This is a genomic window from Microbacterium sp. NPDC055442 (assembly GCF_053644215.1).
In genome coordinates this window covers 131,767-147,282 of record NZ_JBSHLF010000006.1, presented here as the reverse complement: position 1 = coordinate 147,282, position 15,516 = coordinate 131,767, and the positions used below count along the sequence as shown (strand labels likewise).

13 protein-coding genes are annotated in these 15,516 nt (G+C 68.2%); 5 read left to right on the top strand and 8 right to left on the bottom strand.

Annotation, left to right across the window (positions count from 1 at the left end; translation table 11 throughout):
* Nucleotides 1-195 precede the first annotated feature (195 nt).
* Complete coding sequence (locus ACWIBS_RS14165) at nt 196-1,365, bottom strand: thiolase family protein (protein ID WP_376130968.1); 1,170 nt, start codon at nt 1,363-1,365, stop codon at nt 196-198.
* Between the two features lie 191 nt (nt 1,366-1,556).
* Here ACWIBS_RS14165 and ACWIBS_RS14160 point away from each other — a divergent pair, with 191 nt between their 5' ends.
* Nucleotides 1,557-2,420 (top strand): helix-turn-helix domain-containing protein, encoded by an 864-nt coding sequence (locus ACWIBS_RS14160; protein WP_376130971.1) that lies wholly within the window; start codon nt 1,557-1,559, stop codon nt 2,418-2,420.
* Here the strand turns inward: ACWIBS_RS14160 and glgX are convergent.
* Nucleotides 2,396-4,603 carry a glycogen debranching protein GlgX gene (gene glgX / locus ACWIBS_RS14155; protein WP_376130985.1) on the bottom strand — a complete coding sequence of 736 codons (2,208 nt, stop codon included), beginning with the start codon at nt 4,601-4,603 and terminating at the stop codon, nt 2,396-2,398. The two genes, ACWIBS_RS14160 and glgX, sit on opposite strands and share 25 nt — an antisense overlap.
* A 20-nt stretch (nt 4,604-4,623) precedes the next feature.
* Complete coding sequence (locus tag ACWIBS_RS14150) at nt 4,624-5,799, bottom strand: alcohol dehydrogenase catalytic domain-containing protein (RefSeq protein WP_376130974.1); 1,176 nt, start codon at nt 5,797-5,799, stop codon at nt 4,624-4,626.
* A 195-nt stretch (nt 5,800-5,994) separates the two neighbouring features.
* Between ACWIBS_RS14150 and ACWIBS_RS14145 the strand changes: the two genes are divergently transcribed.
* Nucleotides 5,995-6,450, top strand: a complete 456-nt coding sequence (locus ACWIBS_RS14145; RefSeq protein WP_376130976.1) for an SRPBCC family protein — start codon at nt 5,995-5,997, stop codon at nt 6,448-6,450.
* A gap of 236 nt (nt 6,451-6,686) precedes the next feature.
* Here the strand turns inward: ACWIBS_RS14145 and ACWIBS_RS14140 are convergent, their stop codons facing one another.
* Nucleotides 6,687-7,205, bottom strand: a complete 519-nt coding sequence (locus ACWIBS_RS14140; RefSeq protein WP_376130979.1) for a gluconokinase — start codon at nt 7,203-7,205, stop codon at nt 6,687-6,689.
* A 204-nt stretch (nt 7,206-7,409) separates the two neighbouring features.
* On the opposite strand from ACWIBS_RS14140, the gene ACWIBS_RS14135 reads away from it, so the two are divergent.
* Both ACWIBS_RS14135 and ACWIBS_RS14130 read left to right on the top strand, forming a co-directional pair.
* The gene (locus ACWIBS_RS14135) at nt 7,410-8,075 is read left to right on the top strand and encodes an RraA family protein (protein WP_376128657.1); all 666 of its coding nucleotides are present in this window, start codon (nt 7,410-7,412) and stop codon (nt 8,073-8,075) included.
* 96 nt (nt 8,076-8,171) lie between these two features.
* Entirely contained in the window at nt 8,172-9,020 is an 849-nt protein-coding gene (locus ACWIBS_RS14130) for an SDR family NAD(P)-dependent oxidoreductase (RefSeq protein WP_376128659.1), read from the top strand.
* Nucleotides 9,021-9,093: 73 nt separating this feature from the next.
* Here ACWIBS_RS14130 and ACWIBS_RS14125 read toward each other — a convergent pair whose 3' ends face one another.
* The 3 genes from ACWIBS_RS14125 to ACWIBS_RS14115 all read right to left on the bottom strand — a co-directional run bounded on the left by ACWIBS_RS14125 (nt 9,094) and on the right by ACWIBS_RS14115 (nt 13,597).
* Entirely contained in the window at nt 9,094-10,458 is a 1,365-nt protein-coding gene (locus tag ACWIBS_RS14125) for an MFS transporter (RefSeq protein ID WP_376128661.1), read from the bottom strand.
* Nucleotides 10,459-10,493: 35 nt separating this feature from the next.
* Complete coding sequence (locus tag ACWIBS_RS14120) at nt 10,494-12,086, bottom strand: dihydroxy-acid dehydratase domain-containing protein (protein WP_376128663.1); 1,593 nt, start codon at nt 12,084-12,086, stop codon at nt 10,494-10,496.
* Between the two features lie 98 nt (nt 12,087-12,184).
* A complete protein-coding gene (locus ACWIBS_RS14115; RefSeq protein ID WP_376128665.1) occupies nt 12,185-13,597 on the bottom strand; it encodes an FAD-dependent oxidoreductase in 1,413 nt (470 codons plus the stop codon).
* 71 nt (nt 13,598-13,668) lie between these two features.
* Between ACWIBS_RS14115 and ACWIBS_RS14110 the strand changes: the two genes are divergently transcribed.
* The gene (locus ACWIBS_RS14110; protein ID WP_376128667.1) at nt 13,669-14,319 is read left to right on the top strand and encodes a GntR family transcriptional regulator; all 651 of its coding nucleotides are present in this window, start codon (nt 13,669-13,671) and stop codon (nt 14,317-14,319) included.
* Nucleotides 14,320-14,384: 65 nt separating this feature from the next.
* On the opposite strand, the gene ACWIBS_RS14105 is transcribed toward ACWIBS_RS14110, so the two are convergent.
* Nucleotides 14,385-15,512, bottom strand: a complete 1,128-nt coding sequence (locus tag ACWIBS_RS14105; protein ID WP_376128669.1) for a glycerate kinase — start codon at nt 15,510-15,512, stop codon at nt 14,385-14,387.
* Between the last annotated feature and the right edge of the window lie 4 nt (nt 15,513-15,516).

The window sequence follows — 15,516 nt, the reverse complement described above, 5'->3', positions numbered from 1 at the left end:
AGGGGGCCCTTTCGATCTGTCAGCCGGTTGTCGACCGCTGGGGGACGGTCTGTGCATTACGTGCTGGGGACACGCGACAACAGGCCCTCTGAGACAGATTCAGGATCGATCTTATGCCGTCCCGGCGCGCCCTCGCGCACGCAGCGCGTTCCTGTTGCGCGTTCCGGCCTGCCGCCACCTTCTTCCGAAGGTGCTTCAGCGCTCGAGGACGACGGCCAGACCCTGCCCTACGCCGATGCAGATGGCGGCAACGGCGACACCTCGTCCACGGCGGCGCAGTTCGTGCGCCGCGTGCCCGATGATGCGACCGCCCGACGCACCGAGCGGATGCCCGATCGCGATCGCTCCGCCGTGCAGGTTGACCTTCTCGGGGTCGAGGTCGGGCCAGCCGCGCAGGCACGCGAGACTCTGCGACGCGAACGCCTCGTTGAGCTCGACGACGTCGACGTCGGCCCACGTGCGTCCCGCACGCGCGAGAGCCCGATTCGCCGCCTCGACAGGGGCGACGCCGAAGACGTCGGGGTCGTTGCCGAACGCCGCGCGACCGGCGATCCGGGCGAGCGGCTCGGCGTCGATCGCGCCGGCACCGCCGACCAGCACGGCCGATGCGCCGTCGTTGAGCGATGACGAGTTGCCCGCCGTGACGGTCCCGTCGGCGGCGAAGAGCGGCGTGAGGCTCCCGAGCTTGTCGAGGGTCGTGTCGTCGCGGATCCCCTCGTCGCGCAGGAGCGACGCGCCGGGCACCTGCACGATCTCGTCGTCGTAGACGCCCTCGGACCACGCGGCGGCGGCGCGGCGGTGGCTGCGCAGCGCGAAGGCGTCCTGCTCCTCGCGCGGGATCGTGTGGATGCCGGCGAGCTTCTCGGCGGACTCGCCGTTCGAGATCGTCCACTCCCGGGGCAGCCGGGGATTGGTCATGCGCCAGCCGATCGCGGTGTTCCACATCGTCTGATTGCCCAGCGACGGCCACGCCCGCGGCGACTTCTCGACGACGTACGGCGCGCGGCTCATGGATTCGACACCGCCCGCGAGAACGATGTCGGCGTCGCCGGCCTCGATCGCCCGGGACGCCTGGATGACCGCTTCGACGGACGATCCGCACAGGCGGTTGACGGTCACGCCCGGGACGGTCGTGGGAAATCCCGCGAGCAGGGCGCTCATGCGCGCGACGTTGCGCGTGTCTTCGCCGGCCTGATTGGCGTCGCCGAACACGATGTCGTCGATCCGCGCCGGGTCGATGCCCGTGCGTTCGACGGTCGCGCGCATGACGACCGCGGCCAGATCATCGGGCCGGACGCCCGCCAGAGCGCCGCCCGCGCGACCGAAAGGAGTGCGTACAGCGTCGTACACGAAAGATTCCCGCATGGAGAAGATTCTGTCAGGTCGCGGGGCGCCGCTCGCGCCTCGGGCCGTGTGCCGCGTCGTGTCGGTTTCGTGCCAGGATGTCAGCGGCGGACGCTGGGGCGGCCATAACTGGAGACCCAGAAGACATGGCAGAAGTCTTGCGTGTGCAAAGCCGCGGAGCCCGATCCGCCGAGGAGATGTGGCAGCGGCACGTGCCATCGGCCCGACTCGAGCACGCCGACCCCGTGCGATTCCCGTTCGAATGGGCCTCGGCCGAGATCGAGGGCCTCTCGGTCGTCTCCTACTCGCTCACGGCACGCGTCAGCTCGTCGATAGATCCTCAGGGCCAGCTCATGGCGTGCCGCGTCGTGGCGAAGAACGGCTGGGTCGGCAGCGGGCAGCGCACGCTCGATGCGTCACTCCCCTGGCTCGCGGCGGACGCCCCGACACGGGCGAAATGGGACGGCGCCGCCCACGTGCGTGCATTCGTCTTCGACCGGACGAGAGCCGAGGAGTTCGCCCGCCAGGCGTGCGGCGACGACCGTCTCGTGCTCGACGTGACGGACCCCGCTCCGCGCACGGCGCAGGCCGGTCGCGCGTGGGAATCGACGTTCCGCCACGTCATGAACGGTCTCGGCGCCATCGGCGAGGACCACCCCGTCCTCGAATCGGAGATTCGCCGGCACGCCCTCGTCGTGACGCTGTCGGCCTTTCCCACGAGCTACCTGCACGCACTGGAGCGCCCCCACCAGACCGCCGCCGCGCCCGCGAGCGTGCGCCGCGCCATGGCGTACATGGACGACCACGCGCGCGAGCCCGTCACGGTCGATGACGTCGCCGCCGCAGTGCGGATGTCGACCCGGGGCATGCAGTACGCATTCCGTCGTGCGACCGGGCGCACACCGAGCGAGTATCTGCGGTCGGCGCGGCTCGCGGGAGCCCACGCCGAGCTGCTCGAGGGAACCGCCGGCACGATCGCCGCGCTCGCGCGACGCTGGGGCTTCTCGAACCCCTCGCGCTTCGCGCAGCACTATCGCGCCGCGTACGGCTGCTACCCGAGCGACAACGCGCGGTGATCGTCGGGGTCCTCCGGCACGACGGCGGGCGCCTGATGCCGGAGCGAGGCGGCGACCGAATCCTCGACGTCGGCCGAACCCGCATCGATCTCGCCGAGCACGACGAGCGCCCGGGCCTCGACCCGGACCGTCGAGCCCGGTGAGACGGGATCTTCGGGAGGGAGTCGGCCGGCGGTGTCGACGCGCACGGCCCACTGCGGGCTGAAGGCGACACTCGGAATGGTGAAATCGACCGGCTCGGCGGCGGCGTTGAACAGCACGATGAAATGCAGGTCGTTCACGGGCTCGCCCCGCTGGTCGCGCTCGCGGATGCCCCTGCCGTTGAGGAACACCCCGATCGCGTGCCCGAAGCCGGAGTCCCAGTCCTCTGGCCGCATGGCGGTGCCGTCGGGGCGCAGCCAGACGACGTCGGGAATCGGCGCGCCTTCGGCCATCTCGACGGGGTGACCGTCGAAGAAGCGGCTGCGCCGGAAGGTGGGGTGCTCGCGCCGCAGGCGCGCGAGGGCGGCCGTGAACTCCACGAGCGGCAGGTCTGCGGCATCCCAATCCACCCAGGCGGTCGGATTGTCCTGCGCGTAGGCATTGTTGTTGCCGCCCTGCGTGCGGCCGAGCTCGTCGCCGTGCGAGATCATCGGCACCCCCTGCGACAGCAGCAGCGTCGCGAGGAAGTTGCGCTGCTGACGCGCGCGCAGCGTGAGCACGTCGGAATCGTCGGTCGGACCTTCGACGCCGCCGTTCCACGAGCGGTTGTGCGATTCGCCGTCGCGATCGTCTTCGCCGTTGGCCTCGTTGTGCTTCTCGTCGTACGACACGAGGTCGCGCAGCGTGAAGCCGTCGTGGGCGGTGACGAAGTTGATGGATGCCACGGGCCGGCGTCCGGAGTGCTCGTAGAGGTCGGCGGAGCCGGTGAGCCGTGATGCGAACTCGCCCAGGGCCTGAGGCTCTCCGCGCCAGAAGTCGCGCACCGTGTCGCGGTACTTGCCGTTCCACTCGGTCCACTGCGGTGGGAAGTTGCCGACCTGGTATCCGCCCGGGCCGACATCCCACGGTTCGGCGATGAGCTTCACCTGCGACACGACGGGGTCCTGCTGCACGAGTTCGAAGAACGTCGCGAGGCGGTCGACATCGTAGAACTCGCGCGCGAGCGTCGAGGCGAGATCGAAGCGGAAGCCGTCGACGTGCATGTCGATGACCCAGTGGCGCAGCGAGTCCATGATGAGCTGCAGCGCGTGCGGATCGCCGGCGTTGAGACTGTTGCCCGTGCCCGTGTAGTCGGTGTAGAACCGCGGGTCGTCGCCGTCGAGGCGGTAGTAGGCGCGGTTGTCGATGCCGCGCATGGACAGCGTCGGGCCCAGATGATTGCCCTCGGCGGTGTGGTTGTAGACGACGTCGAGGATGACCTCGATCCCCACGTTGTGCAGGGCGCGCACCATCGCCTTGAACTCCTGCACCTGCTCCCCCGCTTCACCCGACGACGAGTAGGCGTTGTGCGGCGCGAAGAAGCCGATCGTGTTGTAGCCCCAGTAGTTCGACAGCCCCTTCTCCTGCAGCGTCGAATCGTCGACGAACTGGTGCACGGGCATGAGCTCGAGCGCCGTCACGCCGAGCTTCGTCAGGTGGTCGATGACGGCGGGGTGCGCCATGCCGGCGTACGTGCCGCGCAGCTCTTCGGGTACGAGGGGGTGCAGCCGCGTGAGCCCCTTGACGTGAGCTTCGTAGATGAGCGTCTGCGCGTAGGGCGTCTTCGGGTGGCGGTCGCCCGTCCAGTCGAAATACGGATTGACCACGACGCCCTTCATCATGTGCGCGGCCGAATCGGCGTCGTTGCGCGAGTCGGGGTCGTCGAAGTCGTATCCGAACACGTCCGGCGACCATCGGATCCGCCCGTCGACCGCCTTGGCGTACGGGTCGAGGAGCAGTTTGTTCGCGTTGAAGCGCACACCGTTGGCGGGGTCGTACGGGCCGTGCACGCGGTATCCGTATCGCTGTCCCGGTTGCACTCCGGGAAGGTAGGCGTGCCAGACGAACGCGTCGACATCGACGAGGTCGACGCGTGCCTCGTCCTCACCGTCGAACAGGCACAGCTCGACCCGCTCGGCACCGCCGCTGAAGATCGCGAAGTTGGTGCCGTTGCCGTCGTAGGTGGCCCCGAGCGGGTAGGCCGAACCCGGCCACGCCGCGATCCCCGCGGCATCCGTCGGTGTCACGGAGTCAGGACGACCTTGATGCACCCGTCCTCCTTCTTCTGGAAGGTGTCGTACATGCGCGGCGCCTCGCTGAGCGGGACGCGGTGGGTCGCGAGGTCCATGACGCCCAGCGGGTCGGCGGGGTCCTCGACGAGCGGCATGACGTCGTCGATCCAGCGCTTGACGTTGCACTGCCCCATCCGCAGCGACAGCTGCTTGTCGAACATGGTCTTCATGGGAAGGATGTCGGCGTCGCCGGCGTAGACCCCGCTCAACGAGACCGTGCCCCCGCGGCGGACGAGGTCGATCGCGCCGTAGACAGCGGCGAGCCGGTCCACGCCGGCCTTGTCCATGAGGCGCTGAGCGACCGGATCCGGCAGCAGGCCGACGGCCTTCTGCGCGAAGCCGGCGATACCGCTGCCGTGGGCTTCGAGGCCGACCGCGTCGACGACGGAATCGGCACCGCGGCCCTCGGTCAGATCTCGCAGCTCGTCGACGACCGTATCGGTCAGGTCGTAGGTGAGCGCGCCGTGCCGCTCGGCCATGGCGCGACGCTCGGGCTCGGGGTCGATCGCGAGCACGCGGAAGCCGTGGTGCACACCGATGCGCGCGACGAACTGTCCCACCGGCCCGAGTCCCAGCACCGCCAGTGTGCCCCCGGCCGGCACGTCGGCGTACGACACCGCCTGCCATGCCGTCGGCAGGATGTCGCTCAGATAGAGGTAGCGGTCATCGGGCAGGTCGGCCCCGACGCGCACGTGGTTGTAGTCGGCGAGCGGCACCCGCAGGTATTCGGCCTGCCCTCCGGGCACCTGGCCGTACAGCTTCGTGTAGCCGAAGAGGGCCGCCCCGCTGCCGTATTCGCGCACCTGGGTCGTCTCGCACTGCGACTGCAGGCCGCGCCGGCACATGAAGCAGTGCCCGCACGAGATGTTGAACGGCACGACGACACGGTCGCCCACCGCGAGGCTCGTGATGTCGTCGCCGATCTCGACGACGACGCCCATCGGCTCGTGGCCCAGGATGTCGCCGCGGTCGATGAACGGTCCGAACAGCTCGTACAGGTGCAGATCCGACCCGCAGATGGCGGTCGAGGTGATCTGCACGATCGCGTCGGTGGGCTCGATGATGACGGGATCGGGCACCTCCTCGACCGCCACGGTGCGCGTGCCTTGCCACGTGAGTGCCTTCATAGCGCGTCTCCTTGCGTTCGGGGTGTCGTTCTACCGTGGCCGCTCACGCCGCCATCGGGCAGACCCTTGATCGGATGCCGCTGACCCGAGAGAATCCGGCTCGATCTCACCGACGTGCGTCGGTGTCAACCCCGTGGTCAGGAACGCGGCATCCGTCTGGAATAGAGCAAAGACGACCAACAGAGAGGACCCATCGTGGTGCAGATCATCGAGACCATCGACGTCGACGTCCCCGTCAGCACGGCCTACAACCAGTGGACGCAGTTCGAGAGCTTTCCGCAGTTCCTGGACGAGGTCGACGAGATCACGCAGGTCGACGACACGCACACGCGGTGGACGGTCACCGTGGCCGGGGCGACGCGCGAGTTCGCCGCCGAGATCACCGAGCAGCACCCCGATGAGCGCGTGGCCTGGACGAGCGTGGGAGGCGACACCGCCCACGCGGGCGTCGTGACCTTCCACAAGCTGACCGACACGTCCACGCGCGTGACCGTCCAGCTCGATTGGGAGCCCGAGGGCTTCGCCGAGAAGCTCGGGTCGCTCGTCGGCGCGGGCGGCCACGCCGTGCGCAAGGACCTGCAGAACTTCAAGGAGTTCATCGAGTCCCGCGGCGTCGAGACCGGCGGCTGGCGCGGCGACGTCGAAGCCTGACCCCTGACCGCGAGACCTCTGGCCGCTGACCCCTGGCCCCATGCCTCGGGCCCCTGACCGCGAGACCGCAACGGCGCGCCGAGACTGCGGGGTTCACCCGCTGTTTCGGCGGTCCGTTGCAGTCTCGGGGAGGGGAGAGAGAGGATGCCGCGCTCTGGCCGGAGGCCTGCTCGGACTCCGTGCTGGTCTCGCCATGAGGCACGCCGACGCACGCCCGCGGCGGCCTCGGGCCCCGTCTACGCGGGGTGCCGGCCGAGCCAGGCGACCGCGCGGGCCGCGAGTGCGGACGGGCTCTCGGCGACGTCGAGCGTCACGCCCGGCTCGTCCGGTGCGAGCGGCTCCAATGCCTCGATCTGCGAGGCGAGGAGCGCCGCCGGCATGAAATGCTCGCGGCGATCCCCCGCGCGCTGCGCGAGCAGTTCGGCATCCCCGTGCAGGTGCACGAACACGACACCGGGGGCGGCGCTGCGGATGCGGTCGCGATAGCGGCGCGCGAGCGCGCTGCAGGCGATCACGAGGTCACGGCCGTGAGCCGCGGCATCCGCGAATCGGGCACCGACCGCGTCGAGCCACACCCACCGATCGTCATCGGTCAGCGACCGACCCGCCGCCATCTTCGTCGTGTTCTCGACGGGATGCAGGTCATCGGCGTCGATGAACGCGGCATCCAGCCGCTGAGTGAGCAGCAGGCCGACCGTCGATTTGCCGGCGGCCGACACCCCCATGACGCACACCTGCACGTGCTGCGCGTCCATGTGGGCTCCGTTCCCGACCTCGCGTCCAGTGAAGCACGCCCCCTCCACGGCGAGACTGCAACGGCGCGCCGAGACTGCGGGGTCCACCCGCTGTCTCGGCCGGCCGTTGCAGTCTCGCGGTCATGGAGCAGTCGCGCGGTCACGAACAGGCGGCGACCGCGCGCCGCGCTGTACTCCCGGCGCGGAGTGCGATGTCATGGACACATGAGCCTGCTCGATCGTTACGCCACGCTGGAGACCTCCGCGGTCAGTGATGCCCTGGACTCGCTGAGTCTGCTGTCGGGAGTAGGCGGGCTCCTTCCCCTCACGGTCGACGCACCGGTCATCGGGTACGCGCGCACCGCGCAACTCGAACCCCGTCATCAGGACGTGCTGCACACGCACATCCTCACCGAAGTGGTGGATGCCGCGGGCGAAGACGACGTCCTCGTCGTCGACAACGACGGGCGCACCGACGTCGCGGCGTGGGGCGGCATCCTCGGGCTGGGCGCGAGCCTTCGGGGCGTGCGCGGCATCATCATCGACGGCGCCATGCGCGACGTGCAGGAGAACCGCCGGCTCGACCTCGCCGTCTACGCCCGCGGCACGGTCCCCGCCTCGGCGCGCGGTCGGCTGCAGCAGCGCACGGCCGGCGAGCCTGTGCACATCGCCGGTCGTGTCGTGCACGAGGGCGACCTCGTGTTCGCCGACCCGACCGGATTCGTCGTCGTGCCGCGCGCCCACATCGACACGGTGCTGCGCCAGGCCGAGACGGTCGTCGCGCGGCGGCGAGCGATCAGCGACGACGTCCGCAACGGACTCGGTCTGCGCGACACGATGACCGATGCCCGCCTGGCCGGCACCGAACGCCCCGCGAACCCGGTGTCCTGACGCGCGGTGGGTTCGCCCGCGTCTGGATCAGGGCATCCGCCGCAGCTGGATTATGGTTCCAGGAACGACGTATCCGCTGCGACGATGGGCTTCCCGATGACTGACCGACGCGACCGAAACCCCGTTCGAGGTGCGACGGTGCTCATCACCGGCGCCGCCCGCGGCATGGGTGAGATCTATGCCCGCCGCGCCGTCGCGGCCGGTGCTCGCGCGATCGCCCTGTGGGACATCGACGAAGAGCTCGCGCAGCAGGTCGCCACCGATCTGTCACGATCCGGTGTCGATGCGCGGGCCTATCGGGTCGACATCTCACAGCTCGATGACATCCGCCGCGGCATCGCGCGGGTGCGCGAAGACCTCGGGGCACCGGACGTCGTCATCAACAACGCCGGCATCGTGCGCGGCGCACCTTTCTGGGAGCACGACCCCGAACGCGACATCGAGGCGACGATGCGCATCAACGTCCTCGCCGCGATGTGGCTCACGCGCGAAGTGCTGCCCGACATGATCGCGGATGCCGGCAAGCCCAAGCGCGTCCTCAACATCGCCTCGGCCGCGGGAACCCTCGCCAACCCGAACATGAGCGTCTACGCGGCATCCAAGTGGGCGATGATCGGCTGGAGCGATTCGGTGCGACTCGAGCTCGAGAAGGCCGGGCATCGCCACGTCGCCGTCACGACGTTCTGCCCGAGCTACGTCTCGACAGGTATGTTCGCGGGCGCCCGCGGTCCGCTGATGACCCCCATCATGACGCCGAAGCAGGCGACGGCCGCCGCCTGGAACGGGATGCTGCGGGGCACCGCCGTCGTCCTGCGGCCGTGGACGGTCAAACTCGCGATGGCGCTGCGCGGCGTCCTGCCGACGAGAGTGTGGGACACGGTAGCGGCGCGCGTCTTCAAGGTCTACTCGTCGATGGACGAGTTCACGGGGCGCCCCGGCGCCTGACGGGCGCGGGCGTGTCGACACCGCCCGTGCCCGGTCGCGATTGTCACGACCGGGCACGTCTGATCTTCTTCGCTCAGTCGGCGGCCACACGCGAGACGTCGTCGGCGGGCACCGTCTCGATGTCTTCCTTGTTGGTCTCCGGACCGAACGCCAGAGCAACCAGGGTGATTGCCGTGAGGAATGCCAGATAGACGATGATGATCCACCAGTGCCCGAACGAAGCGATGAGCGCCGTCGCGATGAGAGGCAGGAACCCTCCTGCGAGTACGGAGCCGATCTCTCGCGCGAATGCGAACCCCGAGAGGCGTGTGCGCGTGTCGAACAGCTCAGCGAAGTAGGCCGCCTGCGGTGCGAGCATCGCGGGGTAGAAGATGCCGAGGCCGACGACGAATCCGATGACGAGCAACGGCGGGTCCATCGACTCGAGCAAGAGGAAGAACGGCACGAGCCACACCACAGAGGCGATCGCCCCACCGGCATACACAGGCCGGCGTCCCACTTTGTCGCTGAGCGCGGCCCAGAGGGGGATCGCAATGATCTGCACCGCCGATGCGATGACGACCGCCGTCAAGGTGACGCTGCTACTCACGCCGAGCGTGTTGACCGCGAAGCCGACGGCGAATACGGGGAACAAATAGGCGAACCCGTTCTCGGCGAAGCGCGCGCCCACGACGACGAAGAAGTTTCGCGGGTGCCGGCGGATCGCTTCCAAGACCGGGACCTTCGTCTGCTTCGCGAGCCCCTCGTCCTCCGCGCGGATCGCATCTTCGTAGGCGGGGGTCTCGTCAATGTTGCGGCGGATGAAGTAGCCGACGATCAGGAGCACACCGCCGAGGAGGAAGGGCACGCGCCAGCCCCAGTTCTCGAAGTCCTCGGGGCTGAGGATCGATGTCATCAACTGGAAGACACCCGTGGACAGCAGCGTCGCCAGCGCGAACCCGATGGGCGCCCACGAACCGGCAAGTCCACGGCGCTTCTGATTGCCGTGCTCGACTGACAGCACGACCGCGCCGGCGTATTCGCCTCCGGCTCCGAAGCCCTGCACAAGCCGCAGTGCGATGAGAAGGATGGGAGCGCCGATTCCGATCGCGGCGTAGGTCGGCAGCAGTCCGATGAGCATCGTGGCGATCCCCATGAGGACGATCGTGAACACGAGCATCTTCTTGCGACCGACCTTGTCACCCATGTTTCCGAGGATGAGCCCGCCGAACGGACGCGCCAAGAAGCCCACGGCGTAGGTGGCGAATGCGGCGAGGGTCCCGACGACGGGATCCACGCTGGGGAAGAACTGAGAGTTCAGCACGAGAGCTGCGGCCGTGCCGTAGATGAGGAAGTCGTACCACTCGAGCGTGGTCCCGACGAGCGCGGCGATGCCCGCCTTTCTGGCTTGCTTGCGCTGAGCGTCGGTTCTCGTGGCACCGGTGCCGGTGTGTGTCATTGCCATCTCCTTTGTCGGCGGATTGTCTTTCGCGGTCACGGCGCCACCGGTCGGCGAAGGACCGCTCCCTGCTGAATAGGGCTGACAAGCGCGGCATACTGCCCGAGCCAGCCTCGCTCTGCGGATGGATCGCCGGCTGTTACAGGAGCGCCGTTACGAACGGGGGTCGCGTCGATTCGCCGCCGATCCAGGTCGATGCTGATGTCGTCGCCTTGCTCGATTCCGGCGAGCGGACCTCCGTCGGCCGCTTCGGGCATAACCTGGCCGACCACGAGTCCGTGGTTCAGCCCGGAGAGCTCACCATCCGTCACGACCGCGACTTCTCCGCCCAGTCCCGCGCCGTTGAGCGCCGCAACGAAGCTCGCCGCGAACACCGTGCCGGGGCCACCGCGCGGGCCCATGCCGCGGAGGACGATGACATCGCCTCGGTTGATTCGTCCGTCACCGAGCGCGGCGATCGCGTCGTCCTCACCCACGAAGACGTTGGCCGGACCCGAGAAGTCGCGGCGCGCTGCCCCGACACCGGCGACCTTCACGATGGCGCCGTCTGGCGCGAGGGAGCCGCGGAGGATGATGAGGCCGGGCTCATGCTTGATCGGGTCGTCGAGGGTGTGGAGGACATCGCCGTCTGCGGCACGTGCAACCGCCGCTCGCGCGGCAACGGTCGAGCCATCGACCGTGATCGCATCGCCGTGAAGCCGAGGAAGCAGCGTGCGCATCACCGTCTGGACGCCTCCGATGTCATCAAGGTCCCACACCTGGTGAGCACCGTTGGGTCGGATCGCCGCAAGCTGGACGGCGTCATGACCCTTCGACTCGAAGAGCGCGACGACATCCTGATTGAGGTCGGCCTCAGCCGAGATCGCCGTGAGGTGCCGGATGCAGTTGACGGAGCCGCCGAGAGCCAAGGCGACCTCGATGGCGTTTTCGATCGCATCCTCTGTGAGGATTTGGCGCGCTGTCAGATCCTCGGCAACCATCTCGACGATCCGATGGCCAGCCGCGCTGGCATTGGCGAGCATGGACTCGGAGTTGGCACGGGTCGGGGCCGAGCCTGCCACCGTCATGCCCAGGGCCTCTGCGAGGCAGTGCATCGTGTTGGCGGTGGCCAATCCCGCGCACACCCCCGGGCCTTGGATGGCCGAGTCCGCCAATTCACCGAGCTGGCACACGGTCATCTCACCGGACGCGATTGCGCCCACAGACTCGTAAACGGTGTCGATGTCGACCGAGCATCCGCTCCACGTGCCGCCCCGCTGGTAACCGCCGATCACGATGATGGACGGCAGATCGAGTCGTGCTGCGGCCATCAGGTGTGCCGGGGTGGTCTTGTCACAAGACGAGAGGAAGACGATCCCATCGAGCACGGCACCCTCCACAGCCGATTCGACATCGTTGACGATCAGATCTCGGGTAGGCATGAGATAGCGACCCTTGCGACCGGCGCTGGTCACGAAATCGCTCGGTGCGGTCGTGCGGATCTCGAACGGGAGACCGCCTGCCTCGCGGACGGCGTCGGCCACTCGAAGTGCGACATCATCGATGTGCGAGAAGCAGACGGACAGCCGCGACGACGTGTTGACGATTGCGATCTTCGGCTTGTCCTGGTCCTCGACACTGATCCCCATCGCGCTCCATTGCGCCCGACGAACAGCCCATCGCGTGGACCCGGGTTCGAAGTTACTGCGAAGGCGACCCGGCACGGTGCTTCGCTCGAGTGGTCCGGTCATTCTGTCCTCCTTGTACTGCCGGCGAAGGAATCCTCGACCGGGGTATCACCTGCAGGCACGCCGAGATCGCTGCCGTTTCGCACCATCCGCGCGCGCACCTCTCGGCCGTCGATGCGCCGATAGGCCGTCCCACTTTCCAGCGACATGATCGTCGCGACGGCGGCGGCATGACCGTATTCGAAGCACTGCGCAGTGACCCGCGCCGATGCGAGCGCCTCGTGCTCAGCGCTCAAGCATCGTCCCGCGACAATGATGTTCTCACCGGCCAACGGCACCAAAGTGCCGAACGGGACTTCGTAATAGTCATCGATGATCCAGTGCAGCTTCGGCCGCTCGCCGTCGTGCAACTCGATGGGCCAGGGAGAGCGACAGATAGCGTCGTCGAATCTCGCCGCCCCGACCACATCATCGTTGGTGAGCGTGGCGATTCCCGCAACCGTTCTAGTCTGCCGGACGCCTGCTTCCACCCCGGTATCCACGACGTATGCGTCCTCACATCCGGGAATGCTGTCCGCGAGAAAGCGCGCATATTCCCGCACCTGGCGACGCCCGTCGACCTCGGCGATCGTGAAGTCGGCCGGATCGATCACGTTCAGCATCCGAGCTTCAGGGCCCACGAGGCGCGTCGCGTTGACCAGGAGTTCACCCGGCCGTCCCGTGTCGAAGATCCAGATCTTCTCGCGCGGAAGGTCGAGTCCCCGCTCACGTGCATCTCGGATCTCGGCAGACACCCACTCGGGCGAGATCGTGTCTGGCCCCCACGCGTTCCAGAACGCTTCGGTATCGACGTTAGCGATCCTGAAGAACATCGTCGGGTTCTGGATCCGTCCGTTCTGGCCAAAACTGTATTCTCCGCCAGCGCGTGAGACGACCGCGGCATCCCCGGACGCGTCCACGATCCGTTGGGCGCCGATCTTGGACAATCCCGCATTCGACGCCACGACGACACCGCGGAAGTCGTCGCCTTCCATGATCACCCCGACGAGCGTCGTGTGGAAGAGCACCTCAACGCCCGCCTGTAAGAGCAGCTGATCGGCGGACTCGCGCCACTTGAGCGGGTCGTGTGCTCGTGTGAAGGTCTTGCCGTAGACCTGAGGTGGAGTCAGTCCGCCGCGCGATTCCAGCTCATCGATGAAGCGCTGGGTGAAACCGCGTACGACCTGTGCAGGTTCGTGTGCCCTGTCGCTGGCTAGATAGAGGCCGCAGATCGTCCCTGAAAGTCCGGCGACGGCGGCCCCTCCGGCGAAGCCGTATTTCTCGATGATCATGACCTCGAGGCCACTCTCTGCGGTAACGGTAGCGGCTGCCACTCCCGCAGCCCCCGCCCCGACGACAAGAACGTCCACCGAGGCGAGCAGAGGGAGGGAGTCGATGTCGGCGACAACGCCATCCAGCGCCCAATCGGACACTGATATATGAGTCATGTATGGAGAGTACATATGTTCACGCGGTATTGTCTACCCCAATGCGAAGGGATGCGATGACGGGGAAGAATCTGGCCGACCGCGCATTCGAGGAGATCGAACGACTCATCGTGCTGCAGCAAATCGCGCCCGGCAGTTTGGTTTCCGAAAAGCAGCTCATGGAGCTCACGGGCATCGGACGCACCCCGGTCCGTGAGGCGTTGCAGCGGCTCGCTCGAGATCGCATGGTGGAGATCCACCCGCAGCGGGGAGTTCTCGTTCCCTCCAGCTCGGTTGAAGCGCAGCTCAAGCTTCTGGAGCTCCGCCGGCAGCTCGAACCCTTCTCCGCCCGACTCGCTGCCGCTCGCGCGACGAAAGCTCAGCGCCAACGCGCCGAGGAACTGGCTCGTCGCGCCACCGTGATGGCGCCGACGGAGTTGGAGTCGTTTCCGGGGTTCCTTCGCGAGGCCCACGAACTGATCGTGTCGGCCGCGCACAATGAATTTCTGAGTGTCGCAATGGCGCCACTCCAGGGCCTATCCCGGCGATTCTGGTTCTCTCATGTCAAAGACCCCGATGCCGAGCTCGCCCGCGCCGGCGCCCTCCACGCGGCGATTCTCGCCGCGATCGCCGCGCACGACGAGGACGCAGCAGTCGCTGCTTCGATCGATCTGAATGATTACCTGATCGCGTTCACCTACGCCACTCTTCCGACGCGGAGCATCTGAAGCCCCGAATCAGCCCCGCACGAGTGGCACGGACGACGAATCGCGCTACTCGCTGTCTGCACAGCTCAGCGGCGGGTTCGACCGGCCGCCACCATCGCCGCTTCCTCGAGCCAGCGACCGGGATCGCGCATCGCCGCGGTCTCACCGCCGGCGAGTTCGCACAGAGACAGCGTCGTGGCGCCGGGGGCAACCGAGCGGACGCTTCCGGCGACGACGATCGCTCTGACGTCCTTCCGCCCGGCCGAGGCCAGCACCGCGCCGACGACCTTGCCCGTCAGGCTCGTCGCGTCGAAGCGGCCCTCTCCCGTGACCACGACGTCGGCATCCGTGAGCGCGTCGTCCAGCCCCGTCAAGCGCGAGATCGTCGCGGCTCCGGGCTCGATGGTCGCGCCCCAGAACTCCGTGAAGCCGAACGCCGTGCCGCCGGCGGCACCGGCGCCCGGCAGCGACCTGGCGGCATCCGACGCGCCCGCGGCATCGGCAAGTCGCAGCAGCGCACGCTCCAGTCCGGCGATCTGATCCTGCGTCGCACCCTTCTGCGGACCGAACGTCGCCGCCGCCCCACGCGGACCGAGCAGGGGTGCCGTCACATCGCACAGCAACCGGATGCCACCGGGCGGAGGTGCGATCAGATGCGTACGGTCGATCGAGCGCACGGCGAGCAGCCCACCGGCTCCGTCCACGACGGGGCGCCCGCGCTCGTCGAGCAGGCGCAGTCCGAGCGCGGCGAGCGCGCCGGCCCCTCCGTCGGTCGACGCCGATCCGCCCAGACCGAGGAGCACACTCCGGGCACCGTCGGCGAGCACCTGAGCGATGACCTCGCCGACACCGCGCGTCGTCGCGCCGACCGGGTCGAGCGCACGCATGAGCGGAAGCCCCGACGTGAGCGCGAGCTCGACGCATGCCGTGCCGTCGGCGAGAAGCAGATACCGCCCGCGCGCGGGCGACCCGTCGGGACCGGTCACCGCCCCCGTCTCCACCCACCGCGCGGCGGGCATCGAGGCGGCGAGCGCGTCGAGCGTGCCCTCTCCCCCGTCGGCCTGCGGCACCAGGAGGACCGCGTCGTCTGGACGGACCGACCGCCACCCCCGCGCGATGCTGTCGGCTGCCGCCCTCGCGTCGAACGTGCCCTTGAACGAATCCGTCGCGACGACGACGTTCAGAACGTCACGGGAAGGCGCAGCGTCGTTCATCGCA